Raw genomic sequence first — 24,623 nt, 5'->3', positions numbered from 1 at the left:
CTATGAAGATCGAACGCTTTACGTCGCTGGCGCGAAGTTACGGAGCGAACATCGATCTGTGGCCCGTCGAGGAGCGGAGCGATGCGCTGGCTCTGCTGGGCAGCTCGAAAGTGGCGCGCGCCGTTCTTGCGGAGGAGCGCTTGATGGATGATGCGCTCGCGGCGGCGCGCAGGCATCAAGAGATCTCCCTGTGGCCGCCGGGCGAACGCAATGCCGCCTTGGTGCGCCTGAGAACGAACGTCGCTGCGCGAATAGCGCCGGCACCATCCGGACCTTCCCGGTTCGGTGCACGGCTTTTTGCGCATGTTCGCGGACTATGGCCCGATCTGAATTGGATCGGTCTTTCCTCCAGCGGCGGAATCGCGGTGGCGGCAGGTCTTTTCATCGGGATGCATTTCCCGAGCTTACCCGCCTCCGGTGACCTGCTCTCTACACTTCAGATCGCATCGATCCCAATTTTCATGGAATGAACAGCAATATGGTTCAAACACAGGATGGCACAAGAAAATGGTTGCGAATTGCTCTTCCCGTCTCGCTCGTGTTGAACATGTTCCTTCTCGCTTTCCTGGGGGGGCAAATGCTGCGTGTGACACCGGAGGTTCAAAGAGGTGATGATCCTCTGGCTCGCATTCTGGCTGTTGCGGAAGCGACTCTTCCTGCTTCAGACGCCAGGTTGTTCCGTCAGAGTCTTCTCAAGGAAGAACCGCGATATGCGCGAGCCGTGAGGAAAGTTACCGAGGCTCGGCAAGAAATGCTGAAACAGATGTCTGCTGATCCGTATGATCCTGTCGCAACCCTGGCGGCCCTCAGTGCAACGCAGTCCGCCTGGACGGAGTTCATGGACGCAATCGGCGGTCCATTGGTGGATGCGATTGGTCAAATCTCCCCCGAAGGAAGGCGCACGGTGGTTGCCGACCAAAAGGCAAAGGGAATACTGCGCGTTCCGTAACAGTCGCCGATCCAGCGTGGGCCAGACCGATCAGTTATCGCACGATCGCCTGCCGCGTGTCCGACGGCTTCATCGCACCGGTCTTGACCACCACCGAAAGGGTCTCCTGTAGAAGAGCCATTGTCCTTCCCTGACTGCCGCTCACCATAAGATCTCAGATATGAATGGCGCTCCGAAAAAATCCAGCCGGAATGTCGCATCGGGCGGTGCACTTCGTATCAGTAGCAATTCATCCATCTGCGGGTTTTGCGATACTGGACGGAATAATATGACTGCTGATCAACAGCCCGTTTTGTTGGAATTGGGAGAGCAGAAAACTCTCGAACTGTTTGTTGCTCGGCCCGCTTCTGACAGTTCATTGCGAGGTGCTATTCTCTTTGTCCACGGCCATCAGGATAGCCCTCGCATAGGTGGCCGCGGCATGGCCGAAGATGGAACGTTGGCACGTCTGGCAACCTGGCGTTCGATCATCGCGGCCTCTGTGTCACAACCCGGCTATGGAGGTTCCAGCGGGCCTCCGGACTTCTGCGGCCCCAAGACACAATTCGCAATCCGGATGGTACTCGATCATTTTGAACAGGAACATGATGTCGGGCGCTCGGCAACCATACTCTATGGGGTCAGCCGTGGCGCGATAGCGGGGGCGATGGTCGCCTCTCAGGAACCAACACTCGGTGGAGTTATCCTCGTAGCGGGCATCTATGATCTGGAATCGGCTTATGGAAAAACTATTCCGGGTATCCGCGCAAATATCGAGGCCGAGGCAGGCACTACGCCAGAAGCATTTTCAGCTCGTTCAGCATTTCTCCACGCTGACAAAATTCGAACGGAAACCCGCATTCTGCATGGGCGGCACGATGACCGTGCGCCTGTGGACCAAGCGATTAGATTCGCAGAGATCGTGAAGCGGAACGCCCCTGTTAACGTGGCCTTGTTCGACTGTGGACACTTCGTGCCATTTCCGTTGAGAAGATCGACGGTACTCCCCCTCTACGACAGAGTTTTCGGAGAAACGCCACAGCAACTGCCCAAGCTCTGAACCGTCCTAAAATCCTTGAGGTGAGTCTTGATCAAGTGACGCGTGGTATTGCCGCCAGATCATCAATCATCCGCATCAAGAGTTTTTAGACGGTCTGACGGACTGTCGTGGTAGCGGACGCAAACCCCATCATCCGACAAGTTGAATGTATGCTTGCCAGCCCTGCCATCAGCCGGGTCGGCAGCGGCTGCATACCTGATCCATCCTGAGAGACCTCGCCAACACGCTCTTCCAGAAACGGCCGGACGATCATCTGCGCCAACTGGACCAGCTCTTTTGCATGTCCTTCCACGGCTGCTGCTCACTATGAGATCTCAGATCTGAATGGCAGCCCCGAAAAAAAATCCAGCCGGAATGTCGCATCGGGCGGCGCACTTCGTATCAGTAGCAATTCATCCATTCGGGGAAGCTGCTGATGATTGAAAAATACCGACCGAAACCCACCGCAGCGCTGGCGCGGCCAAGGACCCTTTGCCTCAGCGCCAACCAGTTATGGAATAGGTCAATCTTTCAGAATGCCCCGTTGCCTCGAACCCTTGGCAACAGGCCGGATGGCGATTGCTGATAATTGTCTTTCGCACCGTGGCAAGAAAGAAACTGCCTCGGACATCGACCCTCTATTCAGGATTACAAGCGAGGGACAATGGATAAGAGGAGCGGTTTTACCTTCTTTGCGTTGATGCTGCTTGCCGGCATTTCCGTCTCTGTTAGCGCGGCTGCCCGCGAGCGGACCGTCACTATCCCATGGGCGAACGAATCCACCGAGGCGCTCTGCTTCCCGATGGAAAACGGAATGCCGAATACCGTTTGCGTCACTCTGTATGCCGACGAGGACGGATACGAGCTGTGCGTCGCCGACATGATGGCTTCGAGGGAGAGATGCATCAGCAATTATCGCTCTGCCGATCCCGATGACAGCCCGGAGGAAAATCGTTGGAGCGTATTCGATCCTGTAAACGCCCGGACAAATTTCACCGGTGTGGCCGAATGCCCAACGCACGGGATTGATCACTTCAAAAGGAGAAAGGCATGAACAGAAAAATGTGGCCCACGCGCCGCTATGTGCTTGGCGCATTTGCGGCAGTGTTGGTGGCCGTGATGTCCGGCCCCGCGTTGGCGGCAACGCGAGGCGCGACAGTTTCCAGCGTCAACCTAAGGGCCGGACCGGGGACATGGTATCCGATCGTCATGACAATGCCGCCCAGTGCAGCTCTGACCATCTATGGATGTCTCGACGCGGCCTCCTGGTGCGACGTCTCATGGGGAGGGGCACGCGGCTGGGTCTCTTCCAACTATGTCAGCATCTACTATCAGGGCCAAACAGTAGCTCTTTCGCCGGCGCTCATTCCGATGATCGGATTGACCGTTGTCGCCTTCAACCAGGCTTACTGGAATAACCACTATGGCGGCCAGCCGTGGTACGGACAATGGAACACCTATTATCGCAGCGGCCCGGGTTACGGCGGTGTTGCGCGAGGTGGCTGCGTTGGAGCTGCATGCGGCGGTTCTGCCGTTGTTCGCGGCCCTTACGGCGGCGGCGCCGCAGCACGAGGAGCATGCGGCCCAGACCGTTGCGCCGGTGGCGCGATCTTGCGGCGGCCTGGTGGCGGCCTCGAATTCCGTAGGGGCGTCGTGGAGCGTTAAGACGTACCGCAAGCCGGAGATGAGCACACGCCGTCCCCGTTCATATCCGGATCGTTAGCCATGACGCAGGCCAGGCCGAGGCGGATCACCGCCTCGGGATTTTCGTTCAAAAGCTGAGGACCATTCTGCCGGTGAAGAAAACACCGTGACAGCGGGCCATGCACATGAGGTGAACTTTGGATAATCGCGCAAATAGTCCAACTCCGATTTCCGGTCCGTCCCAGGCACCTCGGAGGCGGCCTTCCAATATTTGGGTGCGTGGCCTGGCGACTTGCGCGATGGCACTCGCCCTCGCCGCCTGTGCGACAACGCCGCCACCGTCTGTAGCGCTGTCTTCGTCGGCGTTTCTGCGCCCGACCTCGGACAAGACGAGGCCTTATGCCTACCGTCGGCCGGATGCGAATTTCGCAGCCTATAGAAGTGTCATTATCCCACCCACAGCGATCTACGCCGGGCCGGACGCACAATTCGGCAAGATGTCGGCCACCGACCAACAGGCACTCGCCAGCTACATGCATCAGGAATTTTCCAAGGTCCTCGGCCGGCGCCTTCAACTCGTTGCACAGCCCGGACCGGGTACGTTGCGCGCCAAGCTGACACTGACCGGTGCAGAAGCAAGCACACCGGTGCTGTCCACCGTTTCGCATGTTCTGCCGGTCGGCCTCGTCGTCAATGCGGGCGCCCAGGCCACTGGCGGTCGCGGCACATTCTCCGGCTGGGTGTCCTATGCCGTCGAGATTGAGGATGCCCAGACCGGCACCCTGCTCTACGCCCACGTTGCGAGCAGGAGCGCCAACGCGCTCGACATCACCGCCAATTTCGGGGGGCTCGACGCGGCAAAGGCCGGGGTGCGCTCGGCGGCGGACCAACTGGACAAAGAGTTGGCCCGCGAAGCCAGATAGCTGAGGACGTCCATTGCGCCAGCCGCTTCACTCACAGCGGCTGAAAGCGTCCTGTCGTCAAGACATGAGAAACGCGGAGGGCCAGAAATCTGTAGGCGCCCAGCCGCGCAACCGATCGCAGGAGATCATACTCTGACCGGAAATTATTTGAAGAAGCAAGAGCGACATAGTGCCGGCAGGTATAAGCATCACGTTCGCCTTTCCACCATTCCGTTCCGCATGATTGGTCTCAGTCTGCTCGGCCTGTTGCTTGCCGCATGCGACGACAATGCCAAGACAACAGCCGCACCACCGCAATCGGTACGCGTGATTCACGCAGCAATGATCGAGCATCAGCGCAGCACGGGCGTCACAGGCGAGATACGAGCACGCATACAGACCGACCTCGCGTTCCGCTCCGCCGGCAAGGTCATAGAGCGGCGGGTGGATATCGGTTCACATGTGCACGCCGGAGATGTTCTTGCGCGGATCGACGACACCGAGCAGCGCGCGGACGTGGAGTCGGCTGAGGCTGGTCTTCTGGCGGCGCAAGCGACACTCAATCAAAAGAACCTCGCGTTTCGGCGCTCTCAGACATTGGTGGAGACACGCGCAATCGCCCAGTCGACCTACGACCAGGCGAAGGAGGAGCTGGCAACGGCAGAGGGGTCGCTCGAATCCGCCAAAGCGTCCCTGGCGATCGCTCGCGATGCACTCTCTTACACCGAACTCAAAGCCAATGCCGACGGCATCATCACTGCGCGCAGCGTCGAGGTCGGGCAGGTCGTATCAGCCGCACAACCTGCCTTAACGCTCGCCCATGACGGTCCCCGTGATGCGGTCTTCGATGTCTTCGAGGCATTTTTCCTGGCGGGGTCACCGGGCGACAAGGCGACCGTGGTGCCGGTCTCGAATCCTGGCGGTGGTATCCCTGCAAAGGTGAGAGAGGTCGCGCCGGTCATCGATACGACGACCGGAACGATTCGCGTGAAACTGGCGCTTCCCGATAATGTCCAATGGTCCCTTGGAACGTCCGTGATCGGCGCTTTTCACACGCCTCCAGACACTGCAATCACACTGCCATGGAGCGCGATGACGTCGGACGGCGGGAAGCCCGCAGTTTGGATCGTGGATGCAGCAACGCGAACCGTCGCGCTTCGCCTCATCACTGTCGCAAGTTACCGGGCAGGCGAGTTCACCGCTGCAAAGGGGATCTCCGCACAGGAACTGGTCGTTACGGAAGGCGGCAAGTTTCTGCGACCCGAGCAGGTCGTGAGTTGGGAGGGCAACTGACATGAAGCACCCCTCCTCGGCCATGCTGCTCGTCATTGTAACGGTCTGCGCCTCCTTCCTACCCTATCATTCCGCTGCTGCGGAAAACGCACCGCCACGACCCGTAATCTGGATGAACGTCGCCGCCGATCGTTCCGAGGCCCTGGATTTTGCCGGTGTCGTTCAGCCGCGCGTCGAGACTGAACTCGCCTTCCGGGCTCTTGGCCGTGTCATCGCGCGGCAGGTTGAGATAGGCGACGTCGTCAGGAAGGGCGACATTCTCGCGGAGATCGACCCGCTCACGCTGAAACTCGCCGTGCTTAGCGCCCAGGCTGATCTCAGAAATGCAAATGCCCAACTGGAGAATGCCGCGATCAACGAGCGACGCAAGCGCATGCTCGCCGCAACCAACACGGCCAGCGCGGCCGATCTCGAACTTGCCGAGCAGGGCCTCAAATCGGCAGAGGCGAATGTCACGAAAGCGCAAGCCAATCTGGCCAAGACCAACGAGCAGCTTGGCTATGCTCGGATAGAGGCCGAGTTCGACGGCGTGATCACCTCGACCTCCGTTGAGGTGGGTCAGACCGTAACAGCCGGACAGTCCGTCCTGAAACTTGCACGCCTCGACCAGCGCGATGTCGTCATCGACGTTCCTGAGGCGCAGGTTTCGTCTATCGGTTCGTCTACTCGTGTCGACATTGCGCTGCAACTCGACGACCGCTTGCGGACGTCTGGACGAGTACGCGAAATCGCTCCGCAGGCCGATACGGACACCCGAACCTACAGGGTGAAGATCGCCCTGGACACGGCGCCTGACGTCTTCCGCTTCGGTGCGGTCGTAACCGCCACATTCACAGACGGCCGGCAGGCTCACGACGTCGTGCTGCCCCGCTCGGCTATCGTCGAGAAGGACGGCGTCCCCGCCGTCTGGGTTATCGATCCGCATGCCCTGACGGTGTCGGCCCGCGCCATTCTCCTAAATCAACCCGGGCCGGAAGACCCGCTGGTGCGGGTCTCTTCGGGTCTGAACACAAACGAAAGTGTTGTGGTCGCGGGTGTCAGTGAACTTCAGGAGGGACAAAAGATCAGGCTTGGACAGGAGTTGCGCCAATGAAGAATTTCAATCTTTCGGAGTGGGCGCTCGAACATCGTTCCTTCGTCTGGTATTTCATGATCGCTTTCGCGGTCGCCGGCATGTACGCCTATCTCAACCTCGGACGCGAGGAGGATCCGTCCTTTACCATCAAGACGATGGTGATCCAGGCACAGTGGCCTGGGGCCTCGGCCGAAGAGGTCACCCAGCAGGTCACCGATCGTATCGAGAAAAAGCTCCAGGAGCTCGACAGCCTCGATCGGACGCGGAGCCTCACGACCGCCGGCAAGACCACGATCTTCGTTGATCTTCTGACGACCACCCAGGCACGCAATGTCCCGGCGACATGGCAACGCGTCCGCAACATGATCGGCGATATCCAGCAGCAGTTTCCGTCAGGCATCGTCGGACCGTTTTTCAACGATCAATTCGGCGATGTTTACGGAAACATCTTTGCCTTCACCGCCGACGGCTTGAATCAGAGGCAGTTGCGCGATCTCGTCGAGGATGCCCGCACCAAGGTCCTTACAGTGCCGAATGTCGGCAAGGTCGATATCATTGGCGCCCAGGACGAGGTAATCTATCTCGAATTCTCCACCCGCAAAATCGCCGGACTCGGCATCAATCAATCCGACATCGTCGAGACACTGAGCGAACAGAACGCTGTCACGCAGTCGGGTGTCATCCAGGCCGGTCCGGAACGGATTGCGTTGCGGGTTGGCGGCCGTTTCTTCTCTGAAGAAAACCTCCGTGCGATCAATCTGCGGATCAACGATCGCTTCTTTCCGCTGACCGACGTCGCAACGATAACGCGCGGTTATGTCGACCCCCCATCGTCGCTGTTTCGCTTCAATGGCAAGCCGGCGATCGGGCTGGCGATCGGTATGAAGGCGGGGGGCAATCTGCTCGAGTTCGGCGAGGCGTTGGACGACATGATGTCTCATGTCGTTCAAGACTTACCCATAGGAGTCTCGGTTGGCCACGTGTCCGACCAGCCAGCGGTAGTCGACCAGGCCGTCTCGGGTTTTACGAAGGCCCTCTTCGAAGCCGTGGCTATCGTGCTCGCCATCAGCTTCATCAGTCTTGGTCTGCGAGCGGGGCTCGTGGTTGCGATCTCCATACCGCTCGTGCTGGCCATCACCTTCATGGTGATGCAGTATTGCGGCATCTCTCTCCAGCGCATCTCGCTCGGTGCGCTCATCATCGCGCTCGGCCTTCTGGTCGACGACGCCATGATCGCCGTCGAGATGATGGTTGCCCGCCTGGAGGCCGGCGACAATCTGCGAAACGCCGCGACCTTCGTCTACACGTCGACCGCCTTCCCCATGCTGACCGGAACGCTCGTCACCGTAGCGGGCTTTCTGCCGATCGGATTCAACAACAGCAATGCCGGCGAGTTCACCTTCACACTCTTCGTCGTGCTTGCGGTTTCCCTCACCGTGTCCTGGATCGTTGCCGTCCTGTTCACGCCGCTCCTCGGCGTGACGATCCTGCCAAAGACGATGAAGAAGCACGAGGATCATAAGAGCCGCTTCGGCGCGCTCTTCTCCTGGCTGCTCCAGCTTTGCCTACGTTTCCGCTGGATCACCATCATCGCGACGGTTGCCGCCTTCGGCCTTTCGGTCGCTGGCATGTCCCTGGTGCAACAGCAATTCTTTCCTGCCTCCGATCGTCCGGAACTGATCGTCGACTGGAACCTGCCGCAAAACAGCTCGATTGCCGAGACCAACCGGCAGATCGCGCAGTTCGAACGCGAAAAGCTCATCGGAAATCCCGACATCGATCACTGGTCGAGCTATATCGGTCGCGGTGCACCGCGCTTCATTCTCTCCTTCGACGTGCAGTCCGACGACCCGACCTTCGGCCAAATCGTCATCGTGTCGAAGAGCCTCGACGTTCGCGACCAGCTCAAGGCCGACCTGCAGGCTTATTTACACAAGACCTTCCCAGGCACCGATGCCTTCGTAAAAACGCTGGATATCGGTCCACCGGTCGGAAGGCCGATTCAATACCGCATCTCCGGGCCGGACATCCAAAAGGTCCGCGAACTCGCGCAGAAAACAGCCGGTATCGTCATGTTGCATCCGTCGCTGACCGGCCTCGTATTCGACTGGAACGAGCCGGCGCGTGTCGTCAAAATCGACGTGCTTCAGGATAAGGCGCGGCAACTTGGCGTTTCGTCGGAGGACATCGCAACCGCTCTCAATGGCGTTGTCCAGGGTGGGACCGTGACCCAGGTGCGCGATGCGGTCTACCTGATCAACGTTGTCGGGCGGGCACAAGCAAAGGAACGCGCCTCCATCGACAACCTGCTCGACCTTCAGTTGCCGAGCGCCAGCGGTAAATCCATCCCACTCTCTTCTGTTGCGAGATTCGATTACGAGCTCGAGCAGCCGACGATCTGGCGGCGCGACCGCATTCCCACGATTACGATCAAGGCCGGTATAAACGACAGCACCCAGCCTGCAACGGTCGTCAACCAACTCGAAGCAAAGATCGACGAGCTGAAGGCCTCGTTGCCGCCGGGATACGACGTCGCGGTCGGCGGAACGGTGGAGGAAAGCGCCAAGTCGCAAGCGCCGATCATCATGGTGGTCCCGGTGATGATCTTCGTCATGACCACGCTGCTGATGATCCAGCTCCAGAGTTTCCACCGGCTGTTCCTGGTGTTTTCGGTTGCTCCGCTGGCCCTAATCGGCGTCGTCGGAGCTTTGCTGCTTAGCCGCGCGCCGCTCGGCTTTGTCGCGATCCTTGGTGTTCTTGCTCTGATCGGCATCCTTATCCGCAACTCGGTCATTCTGATCGTCCAGATCGAAGACCTGCGGAAGACGGGAGTTCCTACCTGGAAGGCGGTCATCGAGGCGACCGAGCACCGGATGCGGCCGATCATGTTGACGGCAGCAGCGGCAACCCTGGCATTGATCCCTATTTCTCATGAAGTGTTTTGGGGGCCTATGGCTTACGCCATGATGGGCGGCATCGTCGTCGGAACTGTCCTGACCCTGCTCTTCCTTCCCGCTCTCTACGTGACCTGGTTCAGGATTCCCCGCGATGTCGAAAACAATTGATTTTACGACCCCGCGGCAGCGGCCCTCGTCGCGGGATGTCGTTGCGGCACCCAAAGCCTGCCCGCTCAGTTCGCGCGCATGGGAAAGGCGCATCTTGGTGTTTCCGCTACTTATTTCCCTGCTCGGCGGCTGCGCCGGCCGGCCGGAGAATGTCCTTCAGCCCGTGGCGGTGACGACCAACGATATAAGCCGCGTCGACATGCTGGTCGCAACCACCCGAAAACCCGCTGCTGATCCCGGCGAGCTTTATTCCGGCGAGCGCGGAACGGCGATCTCGCTGAACAACCTTACCGTTTCCATCCCGCCGGATGAGAATAGAAAGGTCGGGGAGGTCCAGTGGCCGAAGCGCGTGCCCCCGAACCCTGAGAAAGAGTTCGCCGTGCTCAAGGACGAGAAGGTCAGCTCAGAGCAGCAGGCGCTCAACTGGTTTCGCAAGAACCGTAATGCAAAGCGACAGGTGATCATCTTCGTGCATGGGTTCAACAACACCTATGCCGATGCTGTCTTTCGTTTTGCCCAGATCACCCACGACGCGGGAACCGATGCCGCGCCGATCCTGTTCACCTGGCCCTCCCGTGCCAGCGTTCTCGGCTATCTCTACGACAAGGAAAGCACGAACTATTCACGCCGTGCCCTGGAGGATTTGATCATCCAGGCTGCCCGCAGCCCTGACGTCGGCGATATCACGATCCTTGCCCATTCCATGGGGACATGGCTGACAGCGGAGGCTCTGCGTGGGATCGCGATGCGCGAAAAGACGATCCCGGCGAAGGTCCGCAACGTCGTGCTGGCGTCGCCCGATATCGATGTCGACGTCTTCCGCCGTCAGCTCATAGAGATGGGACCGAAGCGGCCGCAGTTCACCATTTTTGCCTCGACGCGCGATCGTGCCCTGGAGGTTTCGAGATGGATCTCTGGTGGCGTCAACCGTGTCGGCGGTATCGATACCACCGCTTATACCGACGTGCTGAAAAGCCTTGGGATCACAGTGATCGATACCAGCACCGTGCGTTCCAAGGACGCCCTCGGTCACAACGCCTTTGCCGATAGTCCGGAAATTATTGGGCTCCTTGGGAAACGTCTGGCTGGGCAATCCCTCGAGGGCGGCCAGGTGACATTGGCCGACCACGTCGGGATGGCGGCAATCGGCACCGTCAATCTGGCCGGGTCCGCAGCGAGGACGGTCGTTGCGGCGCCGATGTCGGTGGTTAGCCCCGAAGCGCGAAAGATCTTCCAGCGGGAACTGTCCGGGGCGTCTGGAGGCCTAGTCAATGGCGAGATCGCCTACTGACCGTAAGCGAGGTTTTGTCCTTCGCTTTTTACGATAAAGGGAAATCGGCAATGAACGTCACTTATGATTTTTCCGGTTATATTGTACGCTTTACTGGCGCTGCCAGCGGTATCGGGCTAGGCGTCGCCCAGGGAGGAAGCGCCGAGTTCGTTCATCTCGATGTGGCCTCACAACGAGAGATGGATGACATCGTCACCAATCTTCTGCCAAGACCGGCGCTCGACCATGGAGCGCCGGAATGAGGCGGCGGCCATGCAGAAAACTGTCGAAGATCGATGACAAACATACCCGACAGCATCAGGTGCTCGGCACGCGGATTCCTCTTGCGGCATTGATTCATGCCGTAGCCGTTGGGGAGCACCTGAACTTTCGCCATGCCGCCGTCGCTCTTGGCGTCAGCCAATCCTCGGTCAGCGAGCGTATTCGCGCATTGGAGGAAACGCTGGGCGTGCGGTTGTTTGAGCGAGGACATCGAGGGGTGCGGCTCACTGAGGCTGGACGCTTCTTTCTCGTGCATGTCGCCGATGGAATCGAGCAGCTCGACTATGCGGTAAAGACCGCCGGCATGATCGGCGGCGGAGCGTGCGGACGCATCCGCATGGGCGTGCCCACGACAATCGCTACCGGCTTTCTGGCGGAGTTGCTGCACCGCTACCGGAAACAGTGGCCAGGCGTGGAGTTGGAACTGTTCGACGGTCGAGCCCGAGACGCGATCTTTCTGGTGCGCGACGGACGGCTCGACGTGGCCTTTGTGGCGGCGATAACCGAAGTCCCCGATTGCCACTCGCGGCCGCTTTGGACAGAATCCCTGTTCGTCGCCATGTCGGACAACGACCCTCGCGCGGATGCGAAAGGCCTGTTCTGGCGCGATCTGTGCGATGATCTCTTCCTGGTTCGCTATGATGGGACCGGACCGCAGGAGCATGACCACATCGCGCGCAGGTTCGCCGAACGGGGCCTTCATCCGAAGGTGCAGCGATGCGACGTGGATCGCTGCATGCTCTTGTCGATGATTGCCGCCGATTATGGGGTTACGCTGGCCAGTGAGGCTACCAGCCGGATCACCATGTCTGGTATCACCTTCATCCCCATTATGGACGAACCGGAGCCGATCACATTCGGGGCCGTATGGTCGCCACACAATAACGGCAAGGCGCTTCGAGGGCTTCTGGACATCGCGCGCAAGCAAGCCACGATCTAGGCTGAAGCGGTCCGCCGCGCCTTGGCGAAACCGCGATCCGTGGCGATGAACCGCTCCAGCATCGGCACAATCAGCTTCACGGGATCGGTCACAGGTTGACCGGTCTCGCGGGCCAGCACCTCGGCATAGTCGGCAAGGCTGCGATGGAGTTCGGCAGGCAACTCCACCGTGATCTTCACGGGCTTGTCGTCGGGCAATGGCCCCAGCTTCAGTTTCGTCATCATCAACCTCCTGTATTCTCGAATATCAGGTCGCGTGTCACAATGACCCTGACTGGGAAACCCGGCCGGATGGTCAACGTCGGTGCGACCTGCAACTGGCGCTGGATGATCTGCTGACCGGCCTGATTGATGGTGTCCTGCGCGCCGTCGCGAATGGCCCGGATCAGGCGGTCCTCGTCGTCGGTCGCCAGCTCCGTGCCGACGGAAAGCAAGGTCGAAAGCCCAGCCGCTTTCATCAGATCCCACCAGTGATAATCGACGCCATCCTCAAGCCCGGCATAGCCGGACGCATCCGCGCCAGGCTGGCGCTCGAGAACGATGGAGCGGCCGCCCGGCAGGATCAGGCGATTCCAGACCAGCAGCACCCTGCGCTGGCCGAAGGTCACGCCGTCATCGTATTGGCCGATGATGCGCGTGCCCTGCGGGATAAGGAGAAGGCTGCCGGTCGGACTGTCGTAGACATTCTCCGTGACCTGGGCCGTGATCTGCCCCGGCAGGTCCGAGCGGATGCCGGTGATAAGCGCGGCCGGTATGACGGCCCCAGCCTGAAGGATATAGGGCGATGCCGGCGGCACGACGCGATCGGGCGCGACAGTGCGCCGATCGACGGGGCCATTGAGGAAGGTCGCGTGCCGGTTCTGCGTGCCGGTCGCGCCGGTCTGCCCGGAGAGACCCAGGTCGGCCATGCCGGGTGGAGCGGCGCTAGCAGGGGTCCCCGTGCCTGGTGCGGTCTGGAAGAAGACACGGCTTACGCGCGCGGCTTCTTCCTCGGCGAGACGGCGCTGCTCCTCGGGATCGACGGCTGGCGTCGTCATGACGGGCGGCGCAACCGGCTGTCCCCTGTTCTGCGCGTCGAGGATCGGTCGGCCGAGGTCGCCGGGCAACGCGGGGCCGAGTATTGGCCCGGTATAGTCGCGCGGCAGACCGGCGAGGCCGTCCGCCGTGGGCCGGTTCTCGGTCGAATAGAGTTCTTTGCCGCCCGGTCCCGCATCGCGGGTCTGGAGCGCGTAGATCAGCGTCCCACCGATGCCGAGAAACGCGACCGCGCCGACGCCAGCGAGCATCTTGCGGGACAGGCGCGTGACGCGCGGGGCTTCCGCGCGAAGCCGCATCGGTGCGGCATTGGTTTCAGTGTCGGTCATTACGATGGCCTCCCGTCCGTGCGGACAATCCTGACGGTCTGTTGCTGCTTGCCGCCGCCAAGGCGCAGCTCGGCCGCGCCGAACAGACGGTCCACGATCAGGACGTTTTGATGGATGCGGCTGTTGGCGATCTGCGCCTCGCCGTCCGCGCCAAGCACGAAGATCGGCGGCATTTCGCCCTGCACGATGCCGCGCGGAAACTCGACATAGACCCTGCGGCCGTCGTCATAGACCGCGACGGGCTTCCACGGCGGATTGTCGCCGGTCAGGCCATAGCGGTAGTCGCGCGTTGCGACGGCCGGAATGATCGGCGTGGTGGGCACGGCCTGGCGCTGGCTGGCCGGTGGCTGCGGATAGGCCCAGGCGACGGAAGGCATATAAGGCTTCTCGCCGGATCGCAGCTCGAGCAAGTAGGTGCGTCGGTCGGTCGTCACGACAAGATTGGTCGTAATGTCCGGCCGGCTCGGCTTCACGAGGATATGGACGCGGCGCGTGACACCAGAACCGGATTCCGTGTCGCCGATAATCCAGCGGGCCGTGTCGCCGGCCGCAATCGGCCCCGCGCCGGTCAGACTCTCGCCCGGCTCAAGCGCAATGTCGGTGATCTGGCCGGGCGCGGCATAGACCTGATAGAGCGCGCCTTCGCTCCACGGATAAATCTGGATGGCGTTGTAATAGCCTTCACGGCGCGGCTGCACGCGGGCGGCGGCATTGGCGTTCTCGACGCGGCCTGTCGCGGTGCTGGCGGTCTGGCCACCGCGCGCAACGGTCCAGGCGGGCGGAATATGGATCGGCCGCGGCCGGTCGTCGGTAACGGCCGCGGGGATAGCCGGCAGCGGCGGCACGTTGGCGTCATAGCTGATCTGCGGCGGCTTGTAGGTCGCGCAACCGGCCAGTGCGGTCGCGGACAGCATGACGGCGGCAAGCGCGGGTTTATGGAAAGCCTTGCTCATTGGCTCATTTCCCGCGACCACGAAATTGCGTTGACGTAGATTCCGAGCGGATTGCTCTTGAGCCGGTCGACGTCGCGAGGCGGCTGGAGTACGATGGTCAGGATCGCGGTCCATCGCTCTGTCGAGGCGAGCTTGCCGTCTTCATAGTGCTGTTCGGTCCAGGCGATGCGGAAGCTGTCGGGCGAGGCGCGAATGACGCTCGACACCTCGACGGAAATCTGTTGTTTGCCGACTTTCGTGAACGGGTCGTTTGCCCTCGCGTAGTCATTGAGCGCCGCCGCGCCGCGATCCGTCGTCCACTCATAGGCGCGAAGCCAGTTCTGACGGACAATGATGGGGTCGGACGGAATGCTTCTGACCTGCTCGATAAAGCGGGCAAGGTGCCACGCCACTTGCGGGTCGGTCGGGCGATAGTCGGCCGTTGCCGGCGCGATGGCCTGCGCCTGGCCGAGCCGGTCAACCTGCACAACCCAAGGCACGACGGTTCCCCGCGCGGTCTGCCAGACAAGCGCGGACGCGAGGCCAGCCGAAAGGATGAGAGAGCCGAACGCCATATAGCGCCAGTTACGCGCCTGGACGCGGGCCGAGCCGATACGCTCGTCCCAAACCTGCGCGGCCTTCTGATAAGGCGTTTCGGATTGCGGGGTCTTGCCGTAATGCACGGCGGGTCGCTTGAAGATGCTCATGTGCGGTCGCTTTCAGAGAGGTTGACGGAAGAACCGGAGGCGTGGCTGTCGCCGGAGCGGACGGCGTGCGCGGCGGTCTGAACGGCATGGGCTGTCTGGCCGCCCTGTCGCATCCGCTGCGCCCAGCCAGGCGATGCGCCAGCGGCCGGCGCGGATGCCGACGTGCTGCCGGCTGATCCTGCGGGCGGCGTGCCGCCCGTCGCGCCGAATCCGGCCTTCACGCCTTCGGAGAAACTGGATTTGACGCTTGCTGCCGCCCGGCGAAGCGGTGACGTGGCCGCGCTGCCTGCGGCACGTGCGACGCCGCCCAGGCCGGATGCGACGCCTGCCGCGCCGGACTGACCGAACGAACCAAGGCTATAGGCTGCGGATGCTGCGCCGGCTGCGGTTGCGCCGCCGCGCACGGCGGCTGCGCCTGCCTTCGCGGCAAGTCCGGCCGCGCCGCCTGTGGCAAGTGCTGCGCCGCCAACAGCAAGTCCGGTGCCGACTGCTGCGCCCGCGCCAAGCTGCGGACCTCCGCTGACAAGGCCGGAAGCAATGCCGGGGCCGAAGATGCCCAGGCCGACGAGCGACAATGCAGCGAGCACGACGGCCATGGCGTCGTCGATGCTCGGCGTCTGGCCGCCGAAACCAGCCGTGAATTGCGAGAACAGCGTCGAGCCGATGCCGACAATGACGGCGAGCACCAGAACCTTGATGCCGCTGGAAATCACGTTGCCAAGCACGCGCTCGGCCACGAAGGCGGTCTTGCCGAACAGGCCGAACGGGATCAGCACAAAGCCCGCCAGCGTGCTCAATTTGAACTCGATCAGCGTCACGAAAAGCTGGATGGCGAGGATGAAGAAGGCGAGGATGACGAGCGCCCAGGCGAACAGCAGGCACGCGATCTGAATGAAGTTCTCGAAGAACGCAACCCAGCCCATAAGATCGGAAATGGAATCGAGCAGAGGCCGTGCGGCATCGAGGCCGGTTTGCGCGACCTTGCCCGGCCGCATCAAATCCTGCGCGGTGAAGCCCGTGCCGGATGCTTTCAGGCCCAGGCCGGCAAAGCTGTCGAAAACGATCTTCGCAAGGTTGTTCCAGTTGCCGATGAGATAGGCGAAGACGCCGACGAACAGCGTCTTCTTCACCAGCCGCGCAATAATGTCGTCGTCCGCGCTCCAGCTCCAGAACAGAGCCGCTAAGGTCACGTCGATGACGATGAGCGTGGTCGCGATGAACGCGACCTCGCCGCCGAGCAACCCAAAACCGGAGTCGATGTAGCGGGTGAAGGTGCCGAGGAAATTGTCGATGACGCCAGCGCCGCCCATGCGTCACCGCCCTTCGCTGGTGTTGGAAGCGGGCGCGGCCGGCGCGCGCGTGCGGCCGAGAAAGCGGTCGCGAGTTTCGGCCCATACGCGCAGGCATTCCGCGTCGCTGGCGGCCGTTGCCCCAAGCTGCTGGCACCGGCGCCGCCCTTCGCGCAGCGGGTCGCGGTCGGGCTGGAGAAGACGCGGCGGCGATGCCGGCGCGTCCTCCTTGCGGGTCATTTCGATGGCCGTCGCCGTGATCGCGATGGCCACGAATACGATAGCGCCCAGCCGGGCCAGCATCTTGCCGTCCATGGCTGCGCCCTCAATTGCCGTTATTGAACATCTGCGCGTTGCCGGGCGTGTAGCCGCTGCCGGGCGTAAGGAAGCGGCGGCGTTGCTCGCGGCCCTGTTCGGCCGCCGCCGTCCGTTCGGCTTCGGTCAGCGCGCCCGCCCGGCCGTTGGCTGCAAGAAGCGCCACAAGGTCGGAAAGCTGCTGCGATTGCAGGGCAAGGATTTGATTGCCCGCTTGCGTTGCCTGGAGAGCGCCGGTTGCCGACTGGCTGCGGCCGACAAGCTCCGACATTTGCGTGCGGTTGCTGTCGATGTTGCCAACGACACCGGCCTGAACGCGCATGGCGTCCTGCAAGCCGCCGACCGTGTTTTTCCAGCGGGCGCGGGCGTCAGCGACGAGTTGCTGGTTGCTCGCCGACATGGATACGTTGCCGTATTGCTGCTGGAACGCCTGGTCGATCTGCTGGACGTTGAAGGCGATGTTCTGCGCCTGGTTCAAAAGCTGCTGCGTCTTCTGAACCGATTGCTGAATCTGCTGGAGCGCCGAATATGGCAGGCTCGCCAGATTGCGCGCCTGGTTGATGAGCATCTGCGCTTCGTTCTGGAGGCTGGTGATCTGGTGGGTGATTTGCTCCAGCGAGCGCGCGGCGGTCAGCACGTTTTGCGCATAATTCGACGGGTCGAACACGATGATGGCGTGCGCGGGCGTCGCGATCATCGACGACACGACTAGCGGCGCGGCGAGCATGGTCGCGGCCATGAAGACGGCGCGCGAGCTGAAAGGGCGAATGGTCATGATTGGGTCTCCTTTTCGGTTTGGGGGATGAGCGTCGGGAAGCCGGGGAGAAGATCGACGGCCCAGCCCACTTCGCGGGCCGCGAGCCACGCGGCGAGGAAACCGTCGCGGCCGTGATCGGCCACGATCTGCGCAATGAGCGTCTGGTCGGTTTTCGAGGATGCGGCGCAGAGCGAGAGGCCGACTTCGGACAGGCCCAGTTCGAAGAGGCGATTACCCCTGCGGCTTTGGCAGTAGTAATCCCGCTTCGGCGTCGCCCTTGCGAGGATTTCTATCTGCCGGTCATTCAGGCCAAATCGCCGATAGATGGTCGTGATCTGCGGCTCGATGGCGCGTTCGTTCGGCAAGAGCAGCCGCGTCGGGCAGCTTTCGATGATGGCCGGCGCGATAGCTGAATTGTCGATGTCGGACAGGCTTTGCGTGGCGAAGATAACGCTGGCGTTCTTCTTGCGCAGCGTTTTGAGCCATTCGCGGAGCTGGCCGGCGAACCCCTCGTCGTCGAGCGCAAGCCAGCCTTCATCTATGATGAGAAGCGTCGGCCGCCCGTCGAGCCTGTCGCCGATGCGGTGAAACAGATAAGCCAGCACGGCGGGCGCAGCCCCGGTGCCGACAAGCCCCTCGATCTCGAACGCCTGCACGTCGGCCGCGCCCAGGTGCTCGGCCTCGGCGTCGAGCAGCCGGCCATAAGGACCGCCGACGCAATACGGGCGAAGGGCTTGTTTGAGGTCGTTGGATTGCAACAGCACCGCAAGGCCGGTGATGGTGCGTTCTCCGACCGGCGCGGAGGCAAGCGATGTCAGCGCCGTCCAGATGTGTTCCTTCACCTCCGGGGTGATCGTGACGCCTTCGCGCATGAGGATGGCCACGATCCAGTCGGTCGCCCAGGCGCGTTCATAGGTATCGTCGATCCGGGCAAGCGGCTGGAGCGATACGGAAACGTCCGAACCTTCGGTCAACCCGCCGCCCAGGTCGTGCCAGTCGCCGCCCATGGCGAGCGACGCGGCACGGATGCTGCCGCCGAAATCGAAGGCGAACACTTGGCTGCGGTCGTAACGGCGGAACTGCAAGGCCATGAGCGCGAGCAACACGCTCTTGCCTGCGCCTGTGGGACCGACGACGAGGGTGTGGCCCACGTCGCCGACATGAAGGGAAAACCGGAACGGGGTGGAGCCTTCGGTCTTTGCATAAAGCAGAGGGGGCGCACCGAAATGCTCGTCCCGTTCCGGCCCCGCCCACACCGCTGAAAGCGGGATCATGTGGGCGAGATTCAAGGTGCTGATAGGTGGCTGCCGGACGTTCGCGTAGGCGTGGCCAGGAAGCGAACCAAGCCATGCGTCAACCGCGTTGACCGTCTCCACCATGGCGGTGAAGTCGCGGCCCTGGATGACCTTTTCGGCCATCCGCAATTTCTCGTCGGCAATCCGGGGATCGGCGTCCCATACCGTGATGGTGGCCGTGACGTAGGCCATGCCCGCCACGTCGGCCCCCAGCTCCTGCAAGGCCATGTCGGCGTCGGCTGCCTTGTTGGCGGCATCCGTATCGACGAGAACGGACGCCTCATTCGTCATGACCTCCTTCAAGATCGCGGCGATGCTCTTGCGCTTGGCGAACCATTGGCGGCGGATGCGGGTCAGCAGCTTGGTCGCGTCGGTCTTGTCGAGCAGGACCGCGCGCGTGCTCCAGCGATACGGGAAGGCCAGCCGGTTCAAATCGTCGAGCAGGCCGGGCGTCGTCGCGGTCGGAAATCCGATGACGGTCAGGACGCGGAGATTCTGGTCGCCCAAGCGCGGCTCCAGCCCTCCGGTCAACGGCTGGTCGGCGAGCAGCGCGTCGAGATAGATCGGCGTTTCGGGAACGCGGACGCGATGCTGGTTGGTCGAAACTGTTGAGTGCAAATAAGTCAGCGTGGCGCTGTCGCTCAACCAACCGCACTCCGGCATGAAGCCGTCGAGCAGCGCCAGCACGCGGTCGGTGCGGTCGATGAAACCGCGCATGACTTCATGGGGGTCGACGCCCGATTGCTCGCGGCCCTCGTAAAGCCACGTCTCGGCGCGGGCGGCTTCCTCGGCCGGGGGCATGTAGAGAAAGGTCAAGAAATAGCCCGACACGAAATGCGCGCCGGCTTCCTCGAACGCGGCCTTGCGCTCGGCGTCGAGCAGCCCGGATGCCGGATCGGGAAAGGTGCTGTCGGGATAGGTCGCGGCTTCGCTGCGCTGCGCCTCCACGAAAATCGCCCAGCCCGATCCGAGACGGCGGAAGGCGTTGTTGATACGGCCGGCGACGGCGACCAGTTCGGCCGCGACGGCGGAATCCAGATCGGGACCGCGAAACTTCGCCGTCCTCTGAAAACTCCCATCCTTGTTCAAGACGACGCCAGGGCCGACAAGCGCGGCCCAGGGCAGATAGTCGGCAAGGCGACTGGCGGTGCGGCGATATTCGGCGAGGTTCATCATGGACGCGCCCTCACGCTGAAAGGTTCGCGGGGATGCGAAGATGCCGCCGCCCGACTTCGACGAATTGGGGATCGCGCTTCGCCGCCCATACGGACGCGAAATGACCGACCGCCCATATGGCGAGGCCGACCAGCCAGAGGCGCAGGCCGAGGCCCACGGCCCCGGCCAGCGTCCCGTTCATGATGGCGATGGAGCGCGGTGCGCCGCCGAGCAGAATATGCTCGGTCAGCGCCCGGTGGACCGGGACAGTGAAGCCCGGCACCGCGTCGAGCTGTTCGAAACCGCCCGCCATCAGACGAGCGCCCCGCCGCCGAACGAGAAGAACGACAGGAAGAAGCTCGATGCCGCGAAGGCGATGGACAGACCGAAGACGATCTGGATGAGTCGGCGAAAGCCGCCCGAGGTATCGCCGAAGGCCAGTGCGAGGCCGGTTGCGATGATAACGATTACGGCGATGATTTTTGCGACCGGCCCCTCGATGGATTCGAGGATGGATTGCAGCGGTGCTTCCCACGGCATTGAGGAGCCGGACGCATGGGCGGCCGGTGCGAACATGGTGCTGATGGTGAGCGTGGTTACGGCGGTCGCAACGAGGCGATAGCCGCGCGAAAGCGTGTGGATCATGAAGGGTCTCCTGTGCTGGGGTTGGTGGCTGGGGTGATGCGGTAGTCGCCGTCCGGGCCGAGCCCTTCGACGCGGGCGAGTTCGGCCAGCCGGCGCGCGGAACCGCGCCCGGAGAGGACGGCAACAAGGTCGATGGTCTCCGCGATCAGGGCGCGCGGGACCGTGACGACGGCCTCTTGAATGAGCTGTTCAAGGCGGCGGAGCGCGCCGATGCCGGAGCCGGCGTGAATGGTGCCAAGCCCGCCCGGATGGCCGGTGCCCCACGCTTTCAGAAGGTCGAGGGCTTCCGCGCCGCGCACCTCACCGATGGGAATGCGGTCGGGGCGCAGGCGCAGCGAAGACCGGACCAAATCCGATAGCGTCGCCACGCCGTCTTTCGTCCGCATGGAGACGAGGTTTTCGGCGCGGCATTGCAGCTCGCGCGTATCCTCGATGATGACGACGCGATCCGACCCCTTCGCCACCTCGGCGAGCAGCGCGTTGGTGAGCGTGGTCTTGCCGGTCGATGTCCCGCCCGCCACGAGGATGTTGGCGCGGGACGCGACGGCCGCGCGCAGCGTCGCGGCCTGGTCGGCGGTCATGATGCCTGCGGCCACATAGTCGTCGAGCGTGAACACCGCGACGGCGGGCTTGCGGATGGCGAAGGTCGGGCCGATGACCACGGGCGGCAATAGCCCCTCGAACCGCTCGCCGCTCTCGGGCAGCTCGGCCGAGACGCGAGGGCTGCGGGCATGAACCTCCGCGCCGACATGGTGGGCGACCAGGCGCACGATGCGTTCGCCATCAGCGGCGGACATCATCTCACCCGTATCGGCCAGCCCTTCGGACAGCCGGTCCACCCAAATCCGGCCGTCTGGATTCAGCATGACCTCGACCACGGCCGGGTCTTCGAGATACCGCGCGATGGCCGCGCCGAGCGCGGTGCGCAGCATCCGCGCGCCGCGCTGGATCGCTTCCGGTTTGTGGTGAGTGGCAGTCATATCGGCCCCGTTTCCTGACGGGGCGCAACAGATGGTCCCCGCAACGGGGTCGATTAAAAGAGCCTGAAATCGGGCCTATTCAACAACTATCGAAGAGGGTGCGGTGATCGGCGGCCATCGGCGGCGAATAGGATGGATTGAATATTCAGGTATGGTCTCGATCCGTCTCGCACTGATCTTGCGATGGACGATCTTGAAGCGAATCGACATCGCGCGACAGCTCTTTGAGGAATCTGTCGCCGGTCGCCAGACGCCGGCCGAGCGACTGCATGAAGCCCTCGAACCGTTCGGCTCCCTTCGCGCGGGCGGAGGCTTGCGCGCTCTCCGGCAGCGGCGGCGTGGAGGCAAGCCAGATGCGGATGAACAGCGAGACGGTCTCGCCGAGCACGGCGAGATCTTCGTCGAGCGTGTCGATCTGACGGCCGAGCTTGTCGAGGCGGCGCGACATGGCCGCTTCCAGCCGATCCGACGTGTCGCCGGACAGGAAGGATGCGACGGCGGCCTCGACGATGGCGGACTTGGACACTTGCCGGCGCAGCGCCAGCGCCTCGACCTGGGCGAGCAAGTCCGGGTCGAAATAGACGTTCATGCGGGTTCGGCTGGTCATCGGCGTGTCCTTCAAAGCTCGATGCCGTCGCCGGGGTCGAGCGAGGCTTGCCGCGCCACCGTCCGCATACGCGAACGCATGGCGCGAGCCTTGGCCGCGTCAACGTCCGGTTCGTCGTCCAGCAAATCGAACTCCTGGTCGGGCGGGTGTGGCAGCGCAACGATTTCCTCATGCTCGGGCAATTCCGGCTCGCGGCGGATGCCGGCATTGTCAGGATCGCCCTCGCTCCCACTGTTTGCGGTCGTGTGCGTGGCCTTTGCTGCCGTCACTACGCGGCTCGACCAGTCGTCGGATGATGGGTTTGGCGCGGACGGAACGGATGCCAGATCGGGCGGCGGTAGGAGGCGTTCCTGAAACCGTGCGTCCTCGAAGTAGCGCGCCTTCTTTGCCCGGATCGGCGGCGTGCCGGCGACCATGACGATTTCCTCGGTCGGCGGAAGCTGCATGATCTCTCCGGGCGTCATGAGCGGCCGGGCAGTCTCCTGTCGCGAGACCATGAGATGCCCTAACCACGGCGCGAGTCGGTGCCCAGCGTAGTTGGTGGAATCTCGTAGCTCGGTCGCGGTGCCGAGCGCATCGCTGATCCGTTTCGCCGTGCGCTCATCGTTGGTGGCGAAGGCGACGCGGACATGGCAGTTGTCGAGGATCGAGTTATTCGGCCCATAAGCGCGTTCGATCTGGTTGAGCGACTGCGCGATCAAAAAGCTCTTGAGGCCGTAACCGGCCATGAAGGCCAGCGCGGATTCAAAGAAGTCGAGACGACCGAGCGTCGGAAACTCGTCGAGCATCAAGAGCAGGCGATGACGCTTGCCGGACGTATGCAATTCCTCGGTCAGCCTGCGCCCGATCTGGTTGAGGATGAGCCGGATGAGAGGCTTGGTGCGGTTGATGTCGGAGGGCGGCACAACGAGGTAGAGCGTGACCGGCTCCAGGGTGCCGACCAGATCGGCGATGCGCCAGTCGCAGCGTGCCGTTACACGGGCCACGACAGGATCGCGATATAAGCCCAGGAACGACATGGCCGTGCTCAACACGCCCGACCGCTCGTTCTCGGACTTGTTCAGCAGTTCTCGCGCCGACGACGCGATGACGGGATGGACGCCGGCTTCTCCGAGATGCGGCGTGTCCATCATCGCGCGTAAGGTGGCTTCCACCGGACGGCGTGGATCGGACAGGAAGTTGGCGACGCCTGCCAGCGTCTTGTCCTTCTCCGCGTAGAGGACATGCAGGATCGCGCCGACAAGCAGCGAATGCGATGTCTTTTCCCAGTGGTTTCGTTTGTCGAGGCTGCCTTCGGGATCGACCAATATGTCTGCGATATTCTGCACGTCGCGGACTTCCCATTCACCCTGCCGCACCTCCAGCAGCGGGTTGTAGGCCGAGGATTTGGCGTTGGTCGGATCGAACAACAGGACGCGGCCGTGCTTCGCCCGGAAGCCTGCTGTCAGAGTCCAGTTCTCGCCCTTGATGTCGTGGACGATGGCCGAGCCCGGCCATGTCAATAAGGTGGGAACGACCAAGCCGACACCCTTGCCGCTGCGCGTCGGCGCGAAACATAGGACGTGTTCCGGCCCGTCGTGGCGCAGGTAGTCGCAGTCGTAGCGGCCGAGCACGATGCCATCGGGGCCGAGCAATCCGGCGGTGCGGATTTCCCTGTCCTCCGCCCATCGCGCCGAACCATAGGTCGCGACGTTTCGGGCTTCCCGCGCCCGAATGATCGACATGAGGATGGCGGCGGCTATGGCCGTGAGGCCGCCCGACGCCGCGATGCCGCCGCCCTCGACAAAGATCGAAGGCGCATAGGCGTCGAAAGCATACCACCACCAGAACAGTGCAGGCGGATAGTAGATCGGCCAGCCGGCCAACTCGAACCATGGATTGCCGAGTTGGGATTGAAAGCCGAGCCGCCAGGCGGTCCATTGCGTCGCCGCCCACGTCGTCACCACAACGATGGTGAAAACCACGGCGATCTGACCCCATAGGATTCGGCCTCCGCGCATACGGACTCCAGTCGGCAAAAGAGACGGAGCCGATCAGAGAGTAGGCAAAATCGGGACAGGCAACAGGAAAGATGATGCGGGAGGGCTGCCGGATACTATCGGCGGCAAATAGGACGGGTTGCGTCAGGGCAGCCGCCCGC

General features: G+C 62.4%; 25 protein-coding genes and 1 pseudogene. 12 read left to right on the top strand and 14 right to left on the bottom strand.

All coding sequences use genetic code 11. The features are described from left to right. Nucleotides 1-2: 2 nt before the first annotated feature. The 3 genes from CO731_RS21870 (at nucleotide 3) to CO731_RS21860 (ending at nucleotide 1,988) form a co-directional block, all read left to right on the top strand. Entirely contained in the window at nucleotides 3-470 is a 468-nt protein-coding gene (locus CO731_RS21870; protein WP_100079074.1) for a hypothetical protein, read from the top strand. Further along, nucleotides 467-949, top strand: a complete 483-nt coding sequence (locus CO731_RS21865) for a periplasmic heavy metal sensor (protein WP_245427033.1) — start codon at nucleotides 467-469, stop codon at nucleotides 947-949. Before CO731_RS21870 ends, CO731_RS21865 begins: the two co-directional genes overlap by 4 nt. A 268-nt stretch (nucleotides 950-1,217) precedes the next feature. Beyond that, nucleotides 1,218-1,988 carry a prolyl oligopeptidase family serine peptidase gene (locus CO731_RS21860; protein WP_245427035.1) on the top strand — a complete coding sequence of 257 codons (771 nt, stop codon included), beginning with the start codon at nucleotides 1,218-1,220 and terminating at the stop codon, nucleotides 1,986-1,988. Nucleotides 1,989-2,086: 98 nt separating this feature from the next. Here CO731_RS21860 and CO731_RS29365 read toward each other — a convergent pair. Beyond that, a pseudogene (locus tag CO731_RS29365) lies at nucleotides 2,087-2,262 on the bottom strand (IS5/IS1182 family transposase); the annotation flags it as partial. 369 nt (nucleotides 2,263-2,631) lie between these two features. On the opposite strand from CO731_RS29365, the gene CO731_RS21850 reads away from it, so the two are divergent. The 9 genes from CO731_RS21850 to CO731_RS21810 all read left to right on the top strand — a co-directional run bounded on the left by CO731_RS21850 (nucleotide 2,632) and on the right by CO731_RS21810 (nucleotide 12,438). Next, entirely contained in the window at nucleotides 2,632-3,021 is a 390-nt protein-coding gene (locus tag CO731_RS21850) for a hypothetical protein (protein ID WP_100079076.1), read from the top strand. Then, complete coding sequence (locus CO731_RS21845) at nucleotides 3,018-3,632, top strand: SH3 domain-containing protein (RefSeq protein WP_100079077.1); 615 nt, start codon at nucleotides 3,018-3,020, stop codon at nucleotides 3,630-3,632. Before CO731_RS21850 ends, CO731_RS21845 begins: the two co-directional genes overlap by 4 nt. 278 nt (nucleotides 3,633-3,910) lie before the next feature. After that, entirely contained in the window at nucleotides 3,911-4,534 is a 624-nt protein-coding gene (locus CO731_RS21840; protein WP_245427038.1) for a DUF3313 domain-containing protein, read from the top strand. Between the two features lie 147 nt (nucleotides 4,535-4,681). Beyond that, complete coding sequence (locus CO731_RS21835) at nucleotides 4,682-5,806, top strand: efflux RND transporter periplasmic adaptor subunit (protein WP_341769959.1); 1,125 nt, start codon at nucleotides 4,682-4,684, stop codon at nucleotides 5,804-5,806. 1 nt (nucleotide 5,807) lies between these two features. Next, nucleotides 5,808-6,899, top strand: a complete 1,092-nt coding sequence (locus CO731_RS21830) for an efflux RND transporter periplasmic adaptor subunit (protein WP_245427041.1) — start codon at nucleotides 5,808-5,810, stop codon at nucleotides 6,897-6,899. Then, nucleotides 6,896-9,946 (top strand): efflux RND transporter permease subunit, encoded by a 3,051-nt coding sequence (locus tag CO731_RS21825; protein WP_100079079.1) that lies wholly within the window; start codon nucleotides 6,896-6,898, stop codon nucleotides 9,944-9,946. Before CO731_RS21830 ends, CO731_RS21825 begins: the two co-directional genes overlap by 4 nt. Continuing rightward, nucleotides 9,930-11,237 carry an alpha/beta hydrolase gene (locus CO731_RS21820; protein WP_100079080.1) on the top strand — a complete coding sequence of 436 codons (1,308 nt, stop codon included), beginning with the start codon at nucleotides 9,930-9,932 and terminating at the stop codon, nucleotides 11,235-11,237. Before CO731_RS21825 ends, CO731_RS21820 begins: the two co-directional genes overlap by 17 nt. A 50-nt stretch (nucleotides 11,238-11,287) precedes the next feature. After that, nucleotides 11,288-11,479, top strand: a complete 192-nt coding sequence (locus tag CO731_RS21815) for a hypothetical protein (RefSeq protein WP_100079081.1) — start codon at nucleotides 11,288-11,290, stop codon at nucleotides 11,477-11,479. Next, complete coding sequence (locus CO731_RS21810; RefSeq protein ID WP_100079082.1) at nucleotides 11,476-12,438, top strand: LysR family transcriptional regulator; 963 nt, start codon at nucleotides 11,476-11,478, stop codon at nucleotides 12,436-12,438. Before CO731_RS21815 ends, CO731_RS21810 begins: the two co-directional genes overlap by 4 nt. Here the strand turns inward: CO731_RS21810 and CO731_RS21805 are convergent. The 13 genes from CO731_RS21805 to CO731_RS21745 all read right to left on the bottom strand — a co-directional run bounded on the left by CO731_RS21805 (nucleotide 12,435) and on the right by CO731_RS21745 (nucleotide 24,483). Next, a complete protein-coding gene (locus CO731_RS21805; RefSeq protein WP_100079083.1) occupies nucleotides 12,435-12,659 on the bottom strand; it encodes a DUF2274 domain-containing protein in 225 nt (74 codons plus the stop codon). The two genes, CO731_RS21810 and CO731_RS21805, sit on opposite strands and share 4 nt — an antisense overlap. 2 nt (nucleotides 12,660-12,661) lie before the next feature. After that, nucleotides 12,662-13,801, bottom strand: coding sequence for a TrbI/VirB10 family protein (locus CO731_RS21800; RefSeq protein ID WP_100079084.1), 1,140 nt, complete (start codon nucleotides 13,799-13,801; stop codon nucleotides 12,662-12,664). Next, entirely contained in the window at nucleotides 13,801-14,754 is a 954-nt protein-coding gene (gene trbG / locus CO731_RS21795) for a P-type conjugative transfer protein TrbG (protein ID WP_100079085.1), read from the bottom strand. The genes CO731_RS21800 and trbG overlap by 1 nt, the downstream gene beginning before the upstream one ends. Continuing rightward, entirely contained in the window at nucleotides 14,751-15,440 is a 690-nt protein-coding gene (trbF, locus tag CO731_RS21790) for a conjugal transfer protein TrbF (protein WP_100079086.1), read from the bottom strand. Before trbF ends, trbG begins: the two co-directional genes overlap by 4 nt. After that, nucleotides 15,437-16,750 carry a P-type conjugative transfer protein TrbL gene (gene trbL, locus CO731_RS21785; RefSeq protein ID WP_100079087.1) on the bottom strand — a complete coding sequence of 438 codons (1,314 nt, stop codon included), beginning with the start codon at nucleotides 16,748-16,750 and terminating at the stop codon, nucleotides 15,437-15,439. Before trbL ends, trbF begins: the two co-directional genes overlap by 4 nt. 3 nt (nucleotides 16,751-16,753) lie before the next feature. Next, nucleotides 16,754-17,044 carry a putative entry exclusion protein TrbK-alt gene (trbK-alt, locus tag CO731_RS21780; protein WP_100079088.1) on the bottom strand — a complete coding sequence of 97 codons (291 nt, stop codon included), beginning with the start codon at nucleotides 17,042-17,044 and terminating at the stop codon, nucleotides 16,754-16,756. 10 nt (nucleotides 17,045-17,054) lie between these two features. After that, entirely contained in the window at nucleotides 17,055-17,819 is a 765-nt protein-coding gene (gene trbJ / locus CO731_RS21775) for a P-type conjugative transfer protein TrbJ (RefSeq protein ID WP_100079089.1), read from the bottom strand. Beyond that, nucleotides 17,816-20,272: a conjugal transfer protein TrbE gene (gene trbE / locus CO731_RS21770; RefSeq protein WP_100079090.1), complete on the bottom strand. Its 2,457-nt coding sequence runs from the start codon at nucleotides 20,270-20,272 to the stop codon at nucleotides 17,816-17,818. Before trbE ends, trbJ begins: the two co-directional genes overlap by 4 nt. Nucleotides 20,273-20,282: 10 nt before the next feature. Then, nucleotides 20,283-20,564, bottom strand: coding sequence for a VirB3 family type IV secretion system protein (locus tag CO731_RS21765; protein WP_100079091.1), 282 nt, complete (start codon nucleotides 20,562-20,564; stop codon nucleotides 20,283-20,285). After that, nucleotides 20,564-20,896, bottom strand: coding sequence for a TrbC/VirB2 family protein (locus CO731_RS21760; RefSeq protein WP_100079092.1), 333 nt, complete (start codon nucleotides 20,894-20,896; stop codon nucleotides 20,564-20,566). Before CO731_RS21760 ends, CO731_RS21765 begins: the two co-directional genes overlap by 1 nt. Beyond that, complete coding sequence (gene trbB / locus CO731_RS21755; protein ID WP_100079093.1) at nucleotides 20,893-21,876, bottom strand: P-type conjugative transfer ATPase TrbB; 984 nt, start codon at nucleotides 21,874-21,876, stop codon at nucleotides 20,893-20,895. The genes CO731_RS21760 and trbB overlap by 4 nt, the downstream gene beginning before the upstream one ends. A gap of 145 nt (nucleotides 21,877-22,021) precedes the next feature. Next, on the bottom strand, nucleotides 22,022-22,483 hold the full coding sequence (locus CO731_RS21750) for a CopG family transcriptional regulator (protein ID WP_100079094.1): 462 nt from the start codon (nucleotides 22,481-22,483) through the stop codon (nucleotides 22,022-22,024). Nucleotides 22,484-22,494: 11 nt separating this feature from the next. Further along, nucleotides 22,495-24,483, bottom strand: coding sequence for a conjugal transfer protein TraG (locus CO731_RS21745; RefSeq protein WP_100079095.1), 1,989 nt, complete (start codon nucleotides 24,481-24,483; stop codon nucleotides 22,495-22,497). Nucleotides 24,484-24,623: the final 140 nt, after the last annotated feature.

Source organism: Aminobacter sp. MSH1, from assembly GCF_003071665.1.
GTDB lineage: Bacteria > Pseudomonadota > Alphaproteobacteria > Rhizobiales > Rhizobiaceae > Aminobacter > Aminobacter niigataensis.
Note: the sequence above shows the minus strand (reverse complement) of the source record. Positions and strands in the feature narration are given on the sequence as shown.